At 74.1% G+C, this 18,453-nt stretch carries 16 protein-coding genes; 7 read left to right on the plus strand and 9 right to left on the minus strand.

All coding sequences use genetic code 11. The features are described from left to right. Positions 1-209 precede the first annotated feature (209 nt). Both DDW44_RS29960 and DDW44_RS29965 read left to right on the plus strand, forming a co-directional pair. On the plus strand, positions 210-1,436 hold the full coding sequence (locus DDW44_RS29960) for an ROK family protein (protein WP_108908447.1): 1,227 nt from the start codon (positions 210-212) through the stop codon (positions 1,434-1,436). Between the two features lie 196 nt (positions 1,437-1,632). Beyond that, entirely contained in the window at positions 1,633-2,550 is a 918-nt protein-coding gene (locus tag DDW44_RS29965; RefSeq protein WP_108908448.1) for an SAM-dependent methyltransferase, read from the plus strand. A 244-nt stretch (positions 2,551-2,794) separates the two neighbouring features. Here the strand turns inward: DDW44_RS29965 and DDW44_RS29970 are convergent, their stop codons facing one another. Next, the gene (locus DDW44_RS29970; RefSeq protein WP_108908449.1) at positions 2,795-3,316 is read right to left on the minus strand and encodes an ATP-binding protein; all 522 of its coding nucleotides are present in this window, start codon (positions 3,314-3,316) and stop codon (positions 2,795-2,797) included. 198 nt (positions 3,317-3,514) lie between these two features. Further along, positions 3,515-3,862: a hypothetical protein gene (locus DDW44_RS29975; RefSeq protein ID WP_018891220.1), complete on the minus strand. Its 348-nt coding sequence runs from the start codon at positions 3,860-3,862 to the stop codon at positions 3,515-3,517. 181 nt (positions 3,863-4,043) lie between these two features. Between DDW44_RS29975 and cds1 the strand changes: the two genes are divergently transcribed. Further along, positions 4,044-5,159 (plus strand): L-cysteine desulfhydrase Cds1, encoded by a 1,116-nt coding sequence (gene cds1, locus DDW44_RS29980; RefSeq protein ID WP_108908450.1) that lies wholly within the window; start codon positions 4,044-4,046, stop codon positions 5,157-5,159. A 213-nt stretch (positions 5,160-5,372) separates the two neighbouring features. Here the strand turns inward: cds1 and DDW44_RS29985 are convergent, their stop codons facing one another. The 3 genes from DDW44_RS29985 to DDW44_RS29995 form a co-directional block, all read right to left on the minus strand. Next, positions 5,373-5,852: an SRPBCC family protein gene (locus DDW44_RS29985; RefSeq protein WP_208648026.1), complete on the minus strand. Its 480-nt coding sequence runs from the start codon at positions 5,850-5,852 to the stop codon at positions 5,373-5,375. A gap of 300 nt (positions 5,853-6,152) precedes the next feature. Beyond that, positions 6,153-6,608, minus strand: coding sequence for an SRPBCC family protein (locus DDW44_RS29990; RefSeq protein ID WP_108908452.1), 456 nt, complete (start codon positions 6,606-6,608; stop codon positions 6,153-6,155). Further along, positions 6,605-7,450: a DeoR/GlpR family DNA-binding transcription regulator gene (locus tag DDW44_RS29995; protein ID WP_026281875.1), complete on the minus strand. Its 846-nt coding sequence runs from the start codon at positions 7,448-7,450 to the stop codon at positions 6,605-6,607. Before DDW44_RS29995 ends, DDW44_RS29990 begins: the two co-directional genes overlap by 4 nt. A 201-nt stretch (positions 7,451-7,651) precedes the next feature. On the opposite strand from DDW44_RS29995, the gene DDW44_RS30000 reads away from it, so the two are divergent. After that, positions 7,652-10,054, plus strand: coding sequence for a hypothetical protein (locus DDW44_RS30000; protein WP_108908453.1), 2,403 nt, complete (start codon positions 7,652-7,654; stop codon positions 10,052-10,054). Here the strand turns inward: DDW44_RS30000 and DDW44_RS30005 are convergent. The 3 genes from DDW44_RS30005 to DDW44_RS30015 all read right to left on the minus strand — a co-directional run bounded on the left by DDW44_RS30005 (position 10,024) and on the right by DDW44_RS30015 (position 14,006). Next, positions 10,024-12,444 carry a right-handed parallel beta-helix repeat-containing protein gene (locus DDW44_RS30005; RefSeq protein WP_018891225.1) on the minus strand — a complete coding sequence of 807 codons (2,421 nt, stop codon included), beginning with the start codon at positions 12,442-12,444 and terminating at the stop codon, positions 10,024-10,026. The two genes, DDW44_RS30000 and DDW44_RS30005, sit on opposite strands and share 31 nt — an antisense overlap. 218 nt (positions 12,445-12,662) lie before the next feature. Beyond that, on the minus strand, positions 12,663-13,487 hold the full coding sequence (locus tag DDW44_RS30010) for an MOSC domain-containing protein (RefSeq protein WP_108908454.1): 825 nt from the start codon (positions 13,485-13,487) through the stop codon (positions 12,663-12,665). A gap of 66 nt (positions 13,488-13,553) precedes the next feature. Then, positions 13,554-14,006, minus strand: coding sequence for a DUF6643 family protein (locus DDW44_RS30015; RefSeq protein WP_108908455.1), 453 nt, complete (start codon positions 14,004-14,006; stop codon positions 13,554-13,556). 249 nt (positions 14,007-14,255) lie between these two features. Here DDW44_RS30015 and DDW44_RS30020 point away from each other — a divergent pair, with 249 nt between their 5' ends. Next, on the plus strand, positions 14,256-15,575 hold the full coding sequence (locus DDW44_RS30020) for a TerD family protein (protein WP_240800657.1): 1,320 nt from the start codon (positions 14,256-14,258) through the stop codon (positions 15,573-15,575). A gap of 13 nt (positions 15,576-15,588) precedes the next feature. On the opposite strand, the gene DDW44_RS30025 is transcribed toward DDW44_RS30020, so the two are convergent. Beyond that, positions 15,589-16,770, minus strand: a complete 1,182-nt coding sequence (locus tag DDW44_RS30025) for a glycosyltransferase (protein WP_018891228.1) — start codon at positions 16,768-16,770, stop codon at positions 15,589-15,591. A 58-nt stretch (positions 16,771-16,828) separates the two neighbouring features. Here DDW44_RS30025 and DDW44_RS30030 point away from each other — a divergent pair, with 58 nt between their 5' ends. Continuing rightward, positions 16,829-17,632 (plus strand): glutamate racemase, encoded by an 804-nt coding sequence (locus DDW44_RS30030; protein WP_108908457.1) that lies wholly within the window; start codon positions 16,829-16,831, stop codon positions 17,630-17,632. A gap of 134 nt (positions 17,633-17,766) precedes the next feature. Beyond that, the gene (locus DDW44_RS30035) at positions 17,767-18,330 is read left to right on the plus strand and encodes a hypothetical protein (protein ID WP_027732898.1); all 564 of its coding nucleotides are present in this window, start codon (positions 17,767-17,769) and stop codon (positions 18,328-18,330) included. Positions 18,331-18,453: the final 123 nt, after the last annotated feature.

Genomic DNA, 18,453 nt, shown 5'->3' on the forward strand with positions numbered 1-18,453 from the left:
CGCGTCGGCGCCGCGGCCCCGGGAACGCGAGAGCGGCGGACTCGGCCCGGACCGCGGGTGGTCCTGCCCCCGCTGCGTGGGCCGCGTCCGGCAGCGCCGCGGGAGCCGCCGCGCGGCCTCCCCGAGTGGCTCGGCGCGGTGCCCCGAGGCCCCCGTGACCGGCCCGCCGCGACGCCCACCGGCGTGCGGGATCATGGGAGACTTCGCCCATGAACGGCAAGGCGACGAGCGCTCGGACGCGGCTGGAGAGAGGACGCGGCGCCCTCGGCCCCGCACTGGAACTGGTCCATACGGGGCGTGCGCCCACCCGGGCAGTGCTGACCGCCGAGTTGGGCGTCACCAGGGCCACGGCCGGCGCGGTCGCCGCCGAACTGGAGGCGCTCGGCCTCATCCGGGTGGACTCCAGGCCCGGTGCGGGCGCCGGCTCCCAGGGCCGCCCCTCCCACCGCCTCGCCGTGGACGAGAGCGGGCCCGTCGCCCTCGCCGCCCAGGTGCACGCCGACGGTTTCCGGGCCGCCCTGGTCGGACTGGGCGGCACGATCGCCGCGACCGCCCCCGGCTGCGTCACCGTCTCCGCCGATCCGGCGCAGGTGCTCGGCGACGTGGTCGAGGCGGGCGTGGCGCTGCTGAAGGAGTCCGGGCGCCACTGCGTCGGCGCAGGGCTCGCCGTGCCCTCGGCGGTGGCCGAACCCGACGGCACCGCCCTCAACCCGCTGCATCTGGCCTGGCCCGCGGGCGCCGAGGTCCGTGACATCTTCGCCGAATGCGTGCAGGCAGCCGGCATCACGGGGCCCGCCTTCACCGGCAACGACGTCAACCTCGCCGCCCTCGCCGAGCACCGGCACGGCGCCGGCCGGGGAGCCCGGCACCTCCTCTGCGTCGCCACCGGTCACCGCGGTGTCGGCGGCGCGCTCGTACTCGACGGCAGGCTGCACACGGGCAGCTCCGGCCTCGCCCTGGAGGTCGGCCATCTGACCGTCAACCCCGAGGGGCGCGCCTGCCATTGCGGCAGCCGCGGCTGCCTCGACGTGGAGGCCGACCCGCTCGCGTTCCTCACGGCCGCCGGTATCGACCCCGGCCCCGAGGTCTCACTGCTCCAGCAGTCCAGGGACCTGCTGCGTACGGAGTACGACGACCCGGCGGTGCGGGCGGCGGCCGAGGAGCTCGTCGACCGGCTGGGCCTCGGGCTCGCGGGGCTCGTCAACATCCTCAATCCGGACCGGATCATCCTGGGTGGTCTGCACCGCGAACTGCTCGACGCCGATCCGGAGCGCCTGCGGGCCGTGGTCGCCGACCGCAGCCTGTGGGGCCGCAGCGGCAGTGTGCCCATCCTGCCGTGCACCCTCGACCACAACAGCCTGGTGGGTGCGGCGGAACTGGCCTGGCAGCCGGTGCTGGACGATCCGCAGAGCGTGCTGGCGCAGCGCGTTCCGTGAGCGCGCCCGCGATGCACGGAACCCGTGTGTGACCGGCACGGTTCGGTCGGAGAGCACATCCGGGAGGTCCGCCGCACGGGGTCCGTTGCTCGCGGTCCGTCCTCGGGGTCCGTTGCCCGGGCGCCGACCGGCCGGCGCCCGGCCCGGTGGCCGACGCGCCGCGACTCGATATGACTCCGGCCTCGCGGGAATTCGGATGCGCCCGCGGGCGGGCCGCCGTACGGTCCACGGCATGGCCGGTACCGATCTCCCACTCCCACCCCGCTTGACCCGCCTCATCTTCCACGGGCCGCTGTCCGAGGAGCGCGCCGGACGGCTGGTCGCACGTCTGGCCCGCCGGGAGCCGGCCACGGTGCTCGACATCGGCTGCGGCTGGGGCGAGTTGATGCTCCGGATCCTGGAGGCGGCGCCCGGCGCCCAGGGCGTGGGCATCGACCTGAACGGGGACGACCTGGCCCGCGGGCGCCGCAACGCGGCCGGGCGCGGGCTCGCCGAGCGTGTGCGGTTCCTCGAGGAGTCCGCCGCCGGCACCCCGCACGGGCCTGCCGACGTCGTGCTGTGCCTGGGCTCCGGACAGGCGCTGCTCGACCCGGACGGAAGCGTCGCGCAGGACGCCGGTGTCTCGAAGGAGGGTGGTGTCGCGCGGGATCGCGGTGTGGCCCAGGACGCCGGTCCGGCCGCCGACGGAGCGGCCGGTGCCCCCGGGACGCTCCCGGCGACCACCGCCGCGCTCAGCGCGCTGCGTTCCCTGGTCTCCCCGGGCGGGCGCGTGCTCTTCGGCGAGGGCTTCTGGGAGCGCACCCCCGTGCCGGGGGAGCTGGCCGAGATGTGGCCGGGAGCCCGGGCCGACGACCACCTCCCGCTGGCCGATGTCGCCGACGCCGCCACGGCCGCCGGATTCCGTGTCGAGGCGATCGAGACGGCGAGCACGTCGGAGTGGGAGGACTTCGAATCGGGCTATCTGGCCGACGTGGAGGAATGGCTCGCCAGTCACCCGGGGCATCGCCTCGCCGGCAGCACCCGTGAGCGGGTGGATCGTCACCGGGCGAGCTGGCTGCGTGGCTACCGGGGCGTCCTGGGCCTCGCGTACCTCACACTGATACCGGTTGCCTGATGCTTGCTGCCTGCTGTCTGGCGTTTGATGCCTGATGCCTGATGCCTGATGCCTGATGCCCGGCGTCTGGCGCCCGCCCTGCCCAGGCGGTGTCACGCGGCTGAGGTGCCGTGCCGGCCCGTGCGTCCCGGCCCGTGCGTCCCGGCTCACGCGTTCCAGCCCGTGTGTCCCGGTTCGTGCGTTCCGCCCGTCCGTCCCGGACTCCGGGACGGACGGGCGGAACCCCGGCCGGGACGTGCCTGCTTCAGGTCGCCACCGCGGCCCGCACCGGGGCGCGTTCCCGCGGCTCGGCCTCGACGACGGGGAACGGGGTGGCGGCCGTACCGAAGGCGGCGGTGCCCGTGTACGGCGGTGGCGCCGCAGGGGGCGGGAGGGCCGTCGGGAGCGTGAACCAGACGGCCTTTCCCTCATCGCCCTTGGGCAGCACTCCCCAGCTCTCGCTCACGGCCTCGATCAGCGCGAGTCCACGGCCGGTGGTCTCGAGCGGTCCCGCGGATCCGAGCATCGGTATCCGGGGGTCGTGGTCGTGCACCGAAACGGTGAGCCGGTCGAAGAGCAGCTCCATCTCCACGGTGCACAGTTTGTCGGGCTGTGCGTGCCGGTGGACGTTGGTCAGGAGCTCCGTGACGCCGAGAGCCGCCTGGTCGATCAAGCGATCGAGCTGCCAGTAGCGCAGTTGTGCCGATACGATTCTGCGGATCTGACCGATCCGCGACGGAAGAGCCTGGAGCTCTACCGTGCAATGCCTGCTTGCCTCGCTGATCACGGCTGCGACTCCCCGAAATAGGTCCGGAAGAAGACGAAGGATCGGATCCAGCAGTTGGCTGCCGACTGCTGTCTGCGCCGGCGGAGCTGGGTCACAGTGTCACCGCCGGTGAACCCTGAGTGATGAGTCAAGAGTGAACCCGGTGTGACGCTTGCGCAACTCCGCGCACACGCGGCGCAGGTGGGACGGTGCGGTGGATCAGCCGGGACCGCCGCCGGCCTTGCGGAGCACCTCCAGAAGGCGGCCCGTCAGCGCCCTGTCGTCCCTTCCCCGGCCGGAGCCGCTCAGCGTCAGCCGGTAGCGGGTGCCGTTGACCGTGGCGACCGCGCTGTCGGCGCCGCCCGCGAACCAGGGCCTGCCCACCCGGACCGCCCTCACGGGCGCGCTGTCGATGACCCGCCCGTAGCTGGTCAGCAGGGCGAGGGTGCCGCCCTCGACCAGGACCTGACCGGCCGTCGTCAGCGAGCGGGGCCACCGCTCGATCCGCACGCCCGTGGCGCTGAACTCCGGCTCCCGCACGGGTGCCGCGAACTCCGCCTCCGACATGGACGCCCCCTTCGCGCCGTTCCTGCACCTCAGTCTGCCCAGGCATCCGTACGGGCACCAGAGCGCTTCCCCGCCGCATCCACAAGCAACCCCTATGGAACCTCAAAGTCAACGTTTGTGCAGGTGAGGGGCCTATTGTGGACGGTGGCACACGTCGGGTCGAGAGTGAGGAGCGGGGCGCATGACCACCTACGAGGCGATGGCCACCGTCGATGTGGACCGCAGCGACCCCGAGTACCGGGCATGGCTCAAAGAAGCCGTACGGAAGGTCCAGGCCGATGCCAACCGCTCGGCCGACACCCATCTGCTGCGTTTCCCGCTGCCCGAGACATGGGGCATCGACCTCTACCTCAAGGACGAGTCCACCCACCCGACCGGCAGCCTCAAGCACCGGCTGGCGCGATCGCTGTTCCTGTACGGGCTGTGCAACGGCTGGATCCGGCCGGGCAAGCCGGTCATCGAGGCCTCCAGCGGCTCGACCGCCGTCTCCGAGGCGTACTTCGCCAAGCTCATCGGGGTGCCCTTCGTCGCCGTGATGCCCCGCACCACCAGTGCGGAGAAGTGCCGCCTGATCGAATTCCACGGTGGCCGGTGCCACTTCGTGGAGGACCCGCGGAAGATGTACGAGGAGTCGGCGACGCTCGCCGCCAGGACCGGCGGGCACTACATGGACCAGTTCACCTACGCCGAGCGGGCCACCGACTGGCGCGGCAACAACAACATCGCGGAATCGATCTACCAGCAGCTGGAGTTGGAGCGCTACCCCGAGCCCGCCTGGATCGTGGCCACCGCCGGTACGGGCGGCACCTCGGCGACCATCGCCCGCTACGTCCACTACATGCAGTACGACACCAGGGTCTGTGTCCCCGACCCGGAGAACTCCTGCTTCTTCGACGGCTGGACCCGGGGCGACGCTCAGGCCGCAAGCGACTGCGGCTCCCGCATCGAGGGCATCGGGCGCCCTCGCATGGAGCCGAGTTTCGTGACCGGAGCCATCGACCGGATGATGAAGGTGCCCGACGCGGCGACGGTCGCGGCCGTCCGGGCGCTGGAGAGGGCCATCGGCCGCAAGGCCGGAGGCTCCACCGGAACGGGGCTGTGGAGCGCGCTGAAGATCGTCGCGGAGATGGTGGCCGCGGGGGAGCGGGGCAGCGTCGTGACCCTGATCTGCGACCCGGGCGACCGCTATCTGGACAAGTACTATTCCGATCAGTGGCTGGCGGAGCAGGGCCTCGACATCGCCCCGTACGCCGCCGCCATCGAGGAGTTCCTGCGCACCGGGGTCTGGCCCGGCTGATCCGGCACGGCTGATCCGGCCCGGGCCCCTCGGCGTTCGCCACGAGGAACGCGCCGGACCCGCGGAGGGCGGCCCGCGCCCGGTCAGGGCCCGCTTCCGCGCCGCCTGTTCCCGCGCCGCCCGGTGGTTGCGCGTTCCCGGACTGCTCGGTCGTCGCCCGTTGCCGCGCCGCTCGCTCCCCTGCTCGGTCGCCGCGCGGACCCGGGCAGCCGGCTACGCCGCCGGGGACCCGAGCCGACGGTCCAGCCGGCGTACCGCGTCGTGGAAGGCCCGGCCCATGGCCGGCTTGGCGAGCCCCATGAGGAGGCGCAGCGGAGCGGCGCCGTCGATCGCCATCGTCCACCGCACCCGGGTCCCGCCGCCCGCGGGCGACAGCCGCCACTCCTCCAGCATCGCCCGTATGCCCGGGGCGTTGGTCTCGTCGATGCGGTACGCGTAGCGTTCCCCCGGCTCGGTGCTCACGATCGTCTCCTGGAAGCGCGTGCCGCCACGCAGCCGGACCTCTCGTCCCCGGCCGTCCCGGGTCGGTCGGGCGGACGTGACGGCCGGGAACCAGCCGGGCCAGCCCTCGACGTCCTCCGCGAGGGCGCGGTACACGGCCGCGGGGTCGGCCCGCACCTCCGCCGTGAACACGAGGCGGACCGGCGCGGACTCGGCGAAGCCCGGTTCCACGGGCCTGAGTCGGTGAGTCATGGATCGTACCTCCGGGCAGAGAGCGTGGAAGCGGAGACGGACGCGGGCAGCGGTGGCAGGAACGGGCCGACGAGGCGCGCGGAGCCGTGCACGCAGAAGCCCGCAGACGCAGAAGCCTGCAGAGCCCGCACAAGCCCGCAGAGCCTGCAGAGCCCGCAGAGCACGGCGAAGCGCCTGGCTCGCCTGGCTCGCCAGGCGCACGGAGAAGGACCGGGGGAGCAGGGTGCAACGGGAGGACGAGGGCGCGGACCGGCGCTCGGCCGGGAGCCCGCACCGGGCAGCGGGCCGTCCTTCGGACGGTCACCGCGCCGGCGACTGCGGCCCGCCGCCCAGCAGACCGTCCACCGCGCGACCGAAGACCCGCCGGCCGGCCCGCGCCAGTACCGGCCCTGCCGCCTCCGGCAGTCCCCGCAGCCGCAGTTCCTCCGTCCAGGTCACCACCGCCCCGGAGGGGGACTCCCGCACCTCGATCTCCGCCCAGCCCAGGACGACCCGGCCCCGCTTCTCCAGCCGGCAGTGCCCGGGTCGCCCTGCCTCCGGCGGCTCCCAGCGCACGATCTCCATCGGATCGTCGAAACGGGCAGGGCCGACGCCGGTCCGGGCGACGAGCAGGGTGCCCACGGCGCTCGGACCCTCCGTCACCACGGTGATGCGGGTCAGGGGCACCTGCGCCGCGTGCGCAGGCCAGTCGGTCAGCCGACGCCATGCCTCCGCGACCGGCAGCGATGTCGTCCGCACGATCCGGAACACGGTCATTCCGGGGCCTCCCGGGGTTCCGCCGGCTCACCGGCGACCACGAGGTTCGGCAGGTACTCGGCGATCGCCTCGCGCGCCCCGTCCGGCAGCCCCGCGTCCGTCACCAGTGTGTCCACCTCGTCCAGCCGGGCGAACGAACTCAGCCCGACCGTACCCCACTTGGTGTGGTCCGCCACGACCACCACCCGGCGGGCCGAGCGGACCAGCCGCCGATTGGTCTCGGCCTCCGCCAGATTGGGTGCCGACAGCCCCGCCTCCACGGAGATGCCGTGCACTCCCAGGAACAGCAGGTCGAAGTGGAGGGAGCGGATCGCCTGGTCGGCGACCGGGCCCACGAGCGAGTCCGACGGAGTGCGGACGCCTCCCGTGAGCACCACGGTCGGGGCGCCCGGACGCCGCTCCGCCGGCCCACCCGGCCGCTGTGCCGTGTGGAACACGTCGGCGACCCGCACCGAGTTGGTCACCACCGTCAGATCGGCGACGTCGACGAGACGGTGGGCGAGCGCGTACGTCGTGGTGCCACCCGACAGGGCGATGGCGCTGCCCGGGACGACCATCGCCGCCGCCGCACGGGCGATGTCCTCCTTGGCACCGGGCTCCAGCGACGACTTGGCCTCGAATCCGGGCTCGTAGGTGCTCGCCTCGGCGACCGGCACGGCACCGCCGTGCACCTTCTCCAGGACGCCCTGCCGGGCGAGGGCGTCCAGGTCGCGGCGGACGGTCATGTCGGAGACGTTCAGCCGGCGGGTGAGTTCGTTGACCCGCACACCGCCTCGCCGCCGCACCTCGTCGACGATCAGGGCGCGCCGCTGCTCCGCGAGGAGGTTCTGATTGTCGCTCACCGCTGGGGCCGGTCCTTCCGTCGTGCCGTCGAGCTGCCACCGCTGTTCGTTCACCGAGGTTTCTCATCCTGCCACGGTGGGGGCGCCCCGGAGGAGGGGAGATTACGTGCAGGGGCGCGCGGCCGCGCGCCGTGAACCGGGATTCCGGGCGCCGGAGAGCCCCCGCCGCCTCGATCCCGCCTGCAGAGAGCGAGCCGCAGAGTGTCCCCTGCCACGTCCGGCCCCCTGCCGCAGCCCGGCGGCCCGGCCCTCGAGCTGCTGGTCCACGGCGTCGGCGGAGCCACCCCCCAGGGCATGCTCGGCGATCCGCGTACGGTGCGGGTCACCGGTGATGCCACCGCCGCCGTGTACCGGCGAACCGAGGACGCCGACGCCGAGCTCCGCCCCGACCGCGCGCGCGGCCGCAAGGGGCCGGTCCCCGAGGCGTACTGCTGGTCCAACCTCACCTCGGGCGACGGGGCCAGGGCGCTGTGGCTGCTCCTGCTCCCGTTCATGGTCGTCAACCTGGCCCACTGGATGCGGCCCGCCACCACGGGCAGGACGCGGACCTCACGGCTGTACGGCGCGCTCGTCAGGCTGATCGCCCTCAGCCTGACGGTGCTGTTCACCGCCGCGGCCTGCGAGGTCGCCCTCGACCTGACGGCCTGGCAGTGCGCGGGGTCCGCCCGCTGCTCCCGGGAGAGTTCCTGGATCGGCTTCCTCTCCGCCGCGAACGACGGCTGGTGGTCGCAGCCCGGCCGCCGGCTCTCCCTCGCCGCACTGGTGCCGGCGGCGCTGGTGGGCCTGCTCTGGTACCTGTCCAACCGCACGTGGAGCGCGTACGAGGCGCAGCGTCCGCCGGACCCCACCGTCACGCACGCGCGGACGGCAGCCGACGGCCCCGGGGGGAGCGGTGAGCGGGACGCCGATTCCCCGGTGACCGTCCGGCCCGCGCTCGGGCGGCCCGGCTTCTGGTACGGCCGCCGGCTGGTCGCCCGGCTGCGCGCGGCGCACACCGCCGCGGGGTTGCTGGTCATCGCCGCCGCCGTGACCGGCGCTGCCGCGCGGCACGACCGGAGCGCCGGTGTCCGTGCGCTGGAGGCGGCCGGGTGGCTCCTCGAAGGGGTGCTGGTCCTGGCCGGCGCCCTCGTCGTCGCCGTCGTCCTCCGCCGAGGACGCAGTGAGGACGTCCTCGACAACCGGATCGACCGAGCCGTCGTCAGCCGGCTGCCCGGTGTCTCGCTCGTCCTGCTCTCCGTCGCGACGGTGTACGCGTCCTGGTCCCGCCCGGGCTGGGTCTCCCGGGGCACGCTCCCCGGTGAGGAGGCCTTCCGCGTCATCGCCGTCGCCCAGGGGGGCCTCGTCGTCGTGCTCGCCGTCGCCGCGGGCGTGCTGCACCTCCGCGTACGGCACGGCCGTACCGCTCTGCGCGGTCTGGGTGGGCCCGCGGTCGCCCTGCTCGCCTGCGCGCTCGGGGGCGTGATGACGGGCGGTGTCGCCCAGCGGGTCGCCGACTGGCTCGACGGATCGGGCACCCCGGGGGAAGGGGGAGGCGCGATCCCCGGTCCGCCGGTGCTGCTCAGCTGGCAGGCGTCGGTCATCCCCGTCCTGCTGCTGCTCCTCCTGGTGCCGCTGTGCGTCCTCGGGGTACGCACCTGGCGGACCGCGCGCGCCCTCGGCGACCGGGTCGAGCGGGACTACCCGGACGAGCGGCCCGATCGGGTGCGTACCCGCCGGATCGCGAGCATCCGCGCCCGCGCGGGTCTCACCGACGCCGCACCGGCCGTCATCGGCATCCTGTGCCTGGCGACGCTGCTGCTCGGCGCGGGCGCGGTCGCCGGGGCGTGGATCAGCGCGGAGGTGCCCGGCGAGGCGTTCGACAGGGCCCATCCGCTTGTCGAGGCCGCCGCCGACACCGCGCAGGCCCTCGGCTCCTGGCTGGTCGGACTGGGCTTCATCCTCTTCGTCACCTGGGGCCGGCGCGCCTACCAGGACGCTTCGGCCCGCCGCACCATCGGGATCCTCTGGGACGTCGGCACCTTCTGGCCCCGCGCCGCCCACCCCTTCGCACCGCCCTGCTACGCGGAAAGGGCCGTGCCCGATCTGACCTGGCGCATGGCGTCCTGGACCTCCACCACCGGCGGACGGCTCGTGATCTCCGGTCACTCGCAGGGCAGTGTGCTGGCCGCCGCCGCGGTCTGGCAGCTGCCCCCGGCCACCCGCCGGCGCGTCGCCCTGCTCACCTTCGGCTCACCGCTGGAGCGGCTCTACGGCCGCTGGTTCCCCGCCTACTTCGGTCCCGAGCAGTTGCGCGGGCTGCACCGGGAACTGCACTGCTGGCGCAATCTGTGGCGGCACACCGACCCGATAGGCGGCCCGGTCCGGCTCCCCGCCGAGGACGGCAGGCCCGCGGTCGACCGGGAAGCGCTCAGGGACCCCGTGGTGTACGGGCGCACCGACACCCATCCGCTGCCGGAGCCCGTCCTCGGGCACTCCGACTACCCGGCCGACCCGGCGTTCGCCGAGGAACGCCGGGCCCTCCTGGAACGGCTGCCGCCCGCGCTGCCCCGCCAGCGCGACGTCGACGCCCCGCCTCAGGGGAGTTCGGGCAGGTCCTCCGGGTAGAGCAGCGACAGGTCGTCCGTGCTCGGCTCGGTGAGCTCGGCGACCCGGCCCGCGTGCCGCTCGACCATCGACTCGAAGGTCTGGCGCGCGGTCCGGCCGTTGCCGAACGCCGGGCCCTTCGGCAGTGCCGTGAAGTACTTCGCCAGCGCCTCGGCGGTGCCCTCGGCCAGCCGGTACTCGTGCTCCTCGGCCTGCTGCTCCACGATCCGCAGCAGCTCGTCCGGCAGGTAGTCGCTGAAGGTGATGGTCCGTGAGAAGCGTGAGGCGACACCGGGGTTGACCGTGAGGAACCGCTCCATCTCCGCGGTGTACCCGGCGACGATCACGACCACGGCGTCCCGGTGGTCCTCCATGAGCTTCACCAGCGTGTCGATGGCCTCCCGGCCGAAGTCCCGGCCGGAGTCCTCCGGGGAGAGGGCGTACGCCTCGTCGATGAACAGCACGCCGCCGCGGGCCCGTTCGAAGGCTTCCTGGGTGCGGATCGCGGTGGATCCGATGTGCTCGCCGACCAGGTCGACCCGGGACACCTCGACGAGATGGCCGCGCTCCAGCACCCCGAGGGACGCCAGGATCTCGCCGTACAGCCGTGCCACCGTCGTCTTGCCGGTGCCGGGGGAGCCGGTGAAGACCAGATGGCGGCGGACCGACGCGGCCTTGAGACCCGCCTCCTGCCGGCGCCGGCCCACCTCGATCATGTTGGTGAGCGTCCGGACCTCGCGCTTGACGCTCTCCAGGCCCACCAGGGCGTCCAGTTCACCGAGGACCGCTTCGGACGTCCTGACGGCCGGCGCGGCCGCCGGGGCCGCCGGGGCGGCGGCGAGATCGGGCTCGGCGGTCCGCTGCCCGGGGATCACGGACAGCAGCCCGGGCGACTGGGTGGCGGTGGCCACCACCGGAGCCGCCGCGGGCGGTGCCGAGCGCACACCGCTCTCGTCGCTGGTGCAGTCCTCGACGGCGGTGCCGTCCTCGGGGTACTCGTAACCGCCGCGCGCGCACCGCTCCGTGCGGCAGCGCGTCAGGGTCGTACGGCAGCCGTCCATGACGTGGAAGCCGTATCCGCCGCTGCCGGAGACCCGGCAGTCGTGGAAGGTGCCCCGGCCCTCGGCGGAGACGTAGAACCCGGCCTCGGCCGGGGAGGTCACCGTGCACCGCTCGATCGACGGGTCCGCGCCCTTGGTGACGATGACGCCCGTCTGGGCGCCGTCGATGGTGCAGTTGCCGAGCGTGCCGCCGCTCCCGTGGTCGCGGAACCAGGCACCCGTCGAGGCGTCCCGGATGCGGCAGTCGTCGAGCTGGGCCGTGGCCCCGTCGCTGACGGACACGGCCGTGTTCCGCACCTGGGTCAGATCGCTGTCGACCACGTCGGCACGCGAGCCGCGATCCAGCACGAACAGGGCGTCCGGGACGTCGTGCACCCGGCAGGAGTCGAGCACGGCGGTCGCGCCGTCGCTGACCCAGACGGCCGGGTAGTCGCCCGTGCTGTCGTGGATCTCGCACTGGTTGGCGTCCACCCGGGTCCCCGGGTCCCACACCGAGAGACCGTTGCGGCCGAACCGCCGCACCGTGGAGCGGGTGAGCGTGAGCACCGAGCGGGACCGGAGGTCCACCGCGTTCTCCGGCACGTCGTGGATGTCGCAGTCGGCGAGGGTGAGCACCGCGTCCGTGTCGAGCGTGATGCCGTCGGAGGAGGTGCGGTGCACCCGAGAGTCCGTCAGATGGGCCGTCGCACGGGACGTGACCTGCACGCCGGCGCCCTTGATCTCGTACACCTCGCAGCCGAGCGCCTCCAGGGAGCTGTTCTCGCCGGTGACGCTCAGCCCGGAGCCGGAGGCGTGGTGCACCTGGCAGCGCTCCAGCCGCGGGTGCGCGCCGCCGCGCACCGACACCCCGGCCTGCCCGGCGGCGACGACCTCGCACTCCTCGAACACCCCGCCCGCGCCGTCCAGTACGCCGATCCCGACGCCGGCCGGATTGTCCACCGTGCAGCGCCGCACCGTGGGGCGGGCCGCCCCGCGGACCTCGATGCCCGCCGCCGAGCGCGTCACGATCCGCAGATCGGTCAACTCGGGGGCGCCGTCCTCGACGAGCAGCGCCGGCGCGGTGGCGTCCTGCCCCTCGACGTGCAGGTCCTGTACGGTCGCCGATGCGCGAACCGTCAGCGGCACCCCGTCCGAGGGGGCGATGCGCACCGATCCGGCCGAGCCGTCCGTCCCGCGCAGGGTCACGGCACGCCGCAGTACGAGGTTCTCCCGGTACGTGCCGGGTGAGACGGTGAGGACGTCGCCGTCGGCCGCCGCCTCCAGGGCCGCGGCGAGGGAGGCGTACTCACCCGTGCGGCGCCGCCACCGCGATGTGCCGGAGTGCGTCACCTGGACCGTGCCCTGTGCCATGGTGCTGATCTGCCCCCACCTCGTGCGTCGGTCGCGCCCGTGCCGCGCGTCGCACCACCGTAGCGTGCGGGGGAACCGGGGGTTGACCGGTCGGCCGCACGCGCCCGTGGTCCCGGCCGGGAGCGGCTTCCGGCGTCTCGCGGTCCTGGTTCCCGTGGTCCTGGTTCCCGTGGTCCTGGTTCCCCGTGGCCCTGGTCCCCCGCCCCGTGCCGCCGCGCTCAGGCCAGGACGCGCACCGGGTCGCCGACGCGGACGGTCCCGGTGTGCTCGGGCACCAGGTTCTGGCCGAAGACCAGCCGGTCCCCGAAGCGCCGGTGCCGGGCGAGGGTGCGCAGCGGCTCCTTCCCGCGATCGGCCGTGGCCTGGTCGGTGGTCGTGACGACGCAGCGGCCGCAGGGCTTGACGACCCGGAAGGACACCTCGCCGACCGCGACGCGCCTCCAGCCGTCCTCGGCCCACGGGGCGGTACCGTCCACGACCAGATTGGGACGGAAACGATTCATCGGCAGCGGGCCCTCGTCCGCGTGGTCGCCCTGGGCGATGAGCGAGTTGAGCGCGTCGAGGGAGGCGGCGGACGCGAGCAGCAGCGGGAAGCCGTCGGCGAACGACACCGTCTCGCCCGGCAGCGCGTAGTCCGGGTCCACGGGGCGGCGGTACGCGGGGTCGTCGAGGTGCACCAGCCGGACCGGTGCCGCCAGGTACGCGCTGAACCACCGGTCGGAGGCGGCACCCGCGGGCACCGCCTCCACCTTCTCCCCGAAGAGCTCCACGACGGTGGTGCCGGACGGCTCGGGCACCGTCACGGTCAGCGGTGCCGCGCCGGGTGCGGTCAGCCGGACGGCGTCGTCCGCGAGGGGCGCGGCGGCGGCCAACGCCAGTCGCGGCTGCTGGCGTTGGGTGACGGCCCGGCCCGCCGCGTCGACGAGCATCCACCGGCGGTCGCCCGCGAGTCCCCAGGGCTCCACGGCGGCCTCGGCCGGTGCGTGGCCGGCGACGGACTTGACCGGGTGGACGTGGAGGGAGCGCAGCACGGGAGTCGCCATACGGCCATCCTGCCAGGTGCTCCGCACCTTCCGCCGGTCAGGCCGGTCGGGCCGGTCGGGCCGGACTCAGTAGCCACCGCCCTGGTACGGCCGGTTGTAGGGATCGTCGTAGGGGGCGGGCGCGGGCATCGGCCGCGGCGCAGCGGCCGGGCGCATCGCCTCGTACCCGCCCGCCATCGGGCGGGCCATGTGCTGCTGCTGGCCGCCCGGGTAGCCGCGCGGGCCGACGGGCTGCTGGGGGATGTACGGGGCAGCCGCCTGCTGCAGCGGAACCGGTTGCGGCACGTGCTGGGGGTAGCCGTAGGCCGGGCCGGGCTGGACGGGGGCCGCCGGGAGGGCGGGCAGGGCCGCGGGCAGCGCCGGCAGGTGGCTGCCGCCGGTGTCGTACGCGGAGGGCACTCGGATCGGGGCGATCTGAGGCGTGCCCCGCTCAGCGACCAGGGAGTCGTAGATCGGGGTGTCGGGGAAGGACGGCGCGGAGTAGTAACCGCCGCCGTAGGTGGAGCGGGGGGAGGTCATGGCACATAAGTTAAGCCCACGATGTGCTGGTTGGGGAGCCCGATAAGAGGGTTGTTTGACGTGTTACTTGGTGACCGGGATTCCCCAATCCGAGCGAACATGGGAAAAACGGTCGCCTCTCGCCGTTCAGAGCGTGTAAAGAGCGAGCTGAGAAGGGGTTACCCCCGGGTCGTCCGGGGTGTTCGGGCGGCACCGCGGCTACCTTGTCCGCACGCACTTCTTTCGGGCACGAGGAAGATGGGGGCGAGGATGTCCATGCTCAAAGGAGCCAATGTTCCGGTACCCGCACCGAGCGTTCGGGTCGAGTTGGGCTGGAGTTCGGGAAACGGGGTCCCGGACGTGGACGCGTCGGCGCTCCTGCTCGCCGCCGGATCGGGAAGGGTCCGCTCCGACGCCGACTTCGTCTTCTACAACCAGCCGGCGCACGCCTCGGGCGCGGTGCGCCACGAGGGCAAGCAGGCCGCCGGCGGTGCCACGACCGACCGGATCGCGGTCGACCTCGGGCGCGTCGAGCCCGCCGTCGAGCGCATCGTGCTCGCCGCCTCCGCCGACGGAGGCAGCTTCGGACAGGTCCCGGGGCTGTACGTACGGGTCCTGGACGCCGCCGCCGGCACCGAGATCGCGCGCTACGAGAGCCGGGACGCGACGGTCGAGACGGCCTTCGTCCTCGGCGAGCTCTACCGGCGCGACGGCGCCTGGAAGTTCCGGGCGGTGGGACAGGGATACGACAGCGGGCTGGAGGGCCTCGCGACCGACTTCGGCATCACGGTCGACGAACCCGGGCCTGCGGCCCCGCCGCCGGCGCCCCCCGCTCCCGCCATGCCGGGCCCCTCCACGCCGGGGCCTGCCACGCCTCTCGCGCCGGCGGGACCCGCGCACACCTCGGCGCCCGCGGCACCCGCCCCCGCGCCGGCGCCACCCACCGGGCCGGTACGCCTCACCAAGGTCACGCTGACCAAGGAGGCGCCGGCCGTCTCGCTCGCCAAACAGGGCGGCACCTCCGGCGTGATGCGGGTCAACCTCAACTGGGAGGTGCGCAAGCAGTTCAGGGGATGGGGAGCCAAACTCGGCCGGGCCGTGGCGATGCACTCCGACCTCGACCTCGACCTGTGCGCGCTCTTCGAACTCACCGACGGCCGCAAAGGAGTCGTCCAGGCCCTCGGCAACGCGTTCGGCGCACTCCACCAGCCCCCGTACATCCACCTCGACGGCGACGACCGCACCGGCGCGGTGGCCGCCGGCGAGAACCTCACCGTCAACCTCGACCACCGGGACAAGCTGCGCCGCGTGGTCATCTTCGTCACCATCTACGAGGGCGCCCGCAGCTTCGCCGATCTGCACGCCACCGTCACCCTCCAGCCGCAGCACGGCGCCCCCGTCGAGTTCTCCCTGGACGAGTGCACCGTCCCGTCCACCGTCTGCGCCCTCGCGCTGATCACCAACCAGGGCGGCGACCTCGTCGTCCAGCGCGAGGCCCGCTACCTGGTGCCGGAACGCGGAGTGAGCCCCCAGCGCACCGTCGATTACGCCTACGGATGGGGCATGAACTGGACGCCCGGCAGGAAGTGAGCTACGCCGGGCGTCAGCGGTCGGGTGCGGCCTCGGGACGGGGACAGGTACGCCCCTTCCAGGCCGCTCCCCGCCCCCGGCGGTGCCGCACGGCCGAGTCCACCGTCATCAGCAGATAGAGCAGCGCGGTGAACGGCAGCAGCGGGGCGAGCCACAGCGTCTGCCGGTAGTAGCGGAGCATCGGGACGTACGTCCCCGCCATCACCGCCCACGCCACGAGCCCCGCCCAGCCGGCCACCGCGGATCCCGGAACCCCCGGGACCGCCGCGGCGTACACCGCGACGGGCGGCGCCAGGTAGACCACCGCGAGACCGGCGACCGTCCCCGCGAGCAGCAGCGGGCTGTACCGCAGCTGGGAGTAGGCGCTCCGGGACACCATCCGCCACAGATCCACCAGCCGCGGGTAGGGGCGGATGCTGTCCACCCGCTCGGCCAGCCCCAGCCAGACCCGCCCGCCGGACCGGCGCACCGCCCGTGCCACCGCCACGTCGTCGATCACCGCACACCGCACCGACTCCGGGATCCCGGCGCGTTCGGCCGCCGCCGTGCGCAGCAGCACACACCCGCCCGCCGCCGCCGTGGCCCGTGCGGGCTCCCGGTTGACCCAGCGGAACGGGTAGAGCTGGGCGAAGAAGTACACGAAGGCGGGCACGACCAGGCGCTCCCAGCCCGTCGCCACCCGCAGGCGCGCCATCTGCGACACCAGATCCAGGTCGTTCGTCTTCGCCGCCGCGACGAGTTCGCGCAGGCTGTCCGGCTCGTGCGCGATGTCGGCGTCGGTGAGCAGCAGGTAGTCGGGTCCGAGGGTGCGGGCCAGGGCGATGCCGTGCCGCAGCGCCCACAGCTTGCCCGTCCACCCCGGTTCCGGATCGCCCGGCGAGGTCACGGTCAGCGGCAGCCCCTCGCACTGCTCGCCCAGCTTGCGGGCCAGTTCGCCGGTGCCGTCCGTACTGCCGTCGTCGACGAGCACCACCGCCGCCCGGCCCGGATAGGTCTGCCGCAGCAGCGACGGCAGACTCTCCGGCAGTACGCCGGCCTCGTCCCTGGCCGGCACGACGATCACCACCGACGGCCAGTGCGCCGGCGCCGTCCGCCGCGGCAGCCGCTGGTCGGTGCGCCAGAAGAAGCCCTGCCCGAGCAGCAGCCACAGCCATGCGGCCAGGGAAGTCAGGGCGATCCACGCAAGGGGGCTCATTCGCCGCAGTCTGCACCACACAGCGGGGACCGCAAGGGCGGTCGGCTAGGGTGACCGGGTGAAGATCGCGCTCATGGACTCCGGAATCGGCCTCCTCGCGGCGGCCGCCGCGGTGCGCCGGTTGCGGCCCGACGCGCATCTCGTCCTCTCCTCCGACCCCGACGGCATGCCGTGGGGCCCGCGGACCCCGGACGACGTCGCCGAGCGCGCCCTCACCGTCGCCGGGGCCGCGGCCGCACACCGTCCCGACGCGCTGATCGTGGCCTGCAACACGGCCTCCGTGCACGCCCTCCCCGCCCTGCGCGCCGCACTGGAACCCGGTCTGCCGGTCGTCGGGACGGTACCCGCGATCAAGCCCGCGGCCGCCGGTGGCGGCCGCGTCGCCATCTGGGCCACCCCGCTCACCACCGGCAGCCCCTACCAGCGCCGGCTCATCGCGGAGTTCGCCGACGGGGCCCAGGTCACCGAGGTGCCGTGCCCCGGCCTCGCCGACGCCGTCCAGTGGGCGGACGAGGCGGGAGTGGCCCACGCCGTGGCCGCCGCCGCCGCACTCACCCCTCCGGACGTACGCGCCGTCGTCCTCGGCTGCACCCACTACGAACTCGTCGCCGAGCGGATCCGCGCGGCCGTGGCGGAAGGCCGCCCGGAAGGGCTCCCGCCGGTCGTGCTGCACGGCTCCGCCGTCGCCGTCGCCACCCAGGCGCTGCGGCGCGCGGGTGCCCGTCCCGCGCCCTCGGCCGCACCGGACGGCGGGCTCACGGTGCTGCTCAGCGGACGTGACTCGGAGCTTCCCGCGGCGGCCCGGGCGTACGCCGAGGGCAGGCTGCTCGAAGCGGTGAAACCGGTCACGCCCGCGCACTGAGCGGCCGCCCGCCGACGGACCGGGTTCGCCGGCGGCGACCTGGGCAGAACCGCACGGAGGGACCGGGCCTCCGGCCCCGCGGACCTCCGCAGCGGGCGCTGCCCCCGAACCGGAAGGTGGGTACTGTGCGAGGCATGACGGACCACCCCCGTGACAAGGGGCAGGCCGGAGAACCACCGCCCGCCCTCTGGACCGGTCGCGCGACCAACCGCCTCCAGTGGGTGCTGGCCGCCGCCGGAGCGGCCTGCATGGCCCTCGGCATCGAACTCGCCGTCGACGAGCCGTGGACGTCCGGCGTCGTGGCGCTGCTGATGTCGGTCATCGGCTGCGTCGCCGCCGGGCTGCTGATGCTCTTCGGGACCCTCGCCTTCGTGCATGTGGCGGTGCGGGTCGACCGGGACGCCATGGAGGTGCGCTGCGGCCACATGGGGGTGCCCCGGCGCAGGATCCCGCTCGACCAGGTCGTCCGAGCCGAGTTCGTCCCCAGGGTCACGCCCTGCCACTGGGGCGGCTGGGGCTGCCGCTGGCGCCCCGAGCAGGGCACCGCCGTCATCGTCCGCCGGGGTGAGGGCATCGCGCTCACCCTCGGTGACGGCCGCTCCTTCACGGTCACGGTCGACGACGCCGAGACGGCGGTCCGGGTGATCCGCGAACACCTCCGGCCGGGAGCCACCACCGGACCGGCCCCGGCCGCCTGACCCACGGCGGAGTCCGTTCCTCCCTCGGCGGGGGTACGTCCCCTGCTTCCGCGCCGGGTGCGTCCCCTGCGGCGCGGGCCGACCCCGCGGGGGACGGGCCCGTCCCGGCCGCCGCCCGTCCCG

Source organism: Streptomyces tirandamycinicus, assembly GCF_003097515.1.
Taxonomy (GTDB): Bacteria; Actinomycetota; Actinomycetes; order Streptomycetales; family Streptomycetaceae; genus Streptomyces; species Streptomyces tirandamycinicus.

Bases quoted from the DNA above. Each gene is read 5' to 3' on its own strand.
- DDW44_RS29960 (WP_108908447.1), top strand. From the start codon at position 210: ATGAACGGCAAGGCGACGAGCGCTCGGACGCGGCTGGAGAGAGGACGC.
- DDW44_RS29965 (WP_108908448.1), top strand. From the start codon at position 1,633: ATGCGCCCGCGGGCGGGCCGCCGTACGGTCCACGGCATGGCCGGTACC.
- DDW44_RS29975 (WP_018891220.1), bottom strand. From the start codon at position 3,862: ATGTCGGAGGCGGAGTTCGCGGCACCCGTGCGGGAGCCGGAGTTCAGC.
- cds1 (WP_108908450.1), top strand. From the start codon at position 4,044: ATGACCACCTACGAGGCGATGGCCACCGTCGATGTGGACCGCAGCGAC.
- DDW44_RS29985 (WP_208648026.1), bottom strand. From the start codon at position 5,852: ATGACTCACCGACTCAGGCCCGTGGAACCGGGCTTCGCCGAGTCCGCG.
- DDW44_RS29990 (WP_108908452.1), bottom strand. From the start codon at position 6,608: ATGACCGTGTTCCGGATCGTGCGGACGACATCGCTGCCGGTCGCGGAG.
- DDW44_RS30005 (WP_018891225.1), bottom strand. From the start codon at position 12,444: ATGGCACAGGGCACGGTCCAGGTGACGCACTCCGGCACATCGCGGTGG.
- DDW44_RS30010 (WP_108908454.1), bottom strand. From the start codon at position 13,487: ATGGCGACTCCCGTGCTGCGCTCCCTCCACGTCCACCCGGTCAAGTCC.
- DDW44_RS30015 (WP_108908455.1), bottom strand. From the start codon at position 14,006: ATGACCTCCCCCCGCTCCACCTACGGCGGCGGTTACTACTCCGCGCCG.
- DDW44_RS30020 (WP_240800657.1), top strand. From the start codon at position 14,256: ATGTCCATGCTCAAAGGAGCCAATGTTCCGGTACCCGCACCGAGCGTT.
- DDW44_RS30025 (WP_018891228.1), bottom strand. From the start codon at position 16,770: ATGAGCCCCCTTGCGTGGATCGCCCTGACTTCCCTGGCCGCATGGCTG.
- DDW44_RS30035 (WP_027732898.1), top strand. From the start codon at position 17,767: ATGACGGACCACCCCCGTGACAAGGGGCAGGCCGGAGAACCACCGCCC.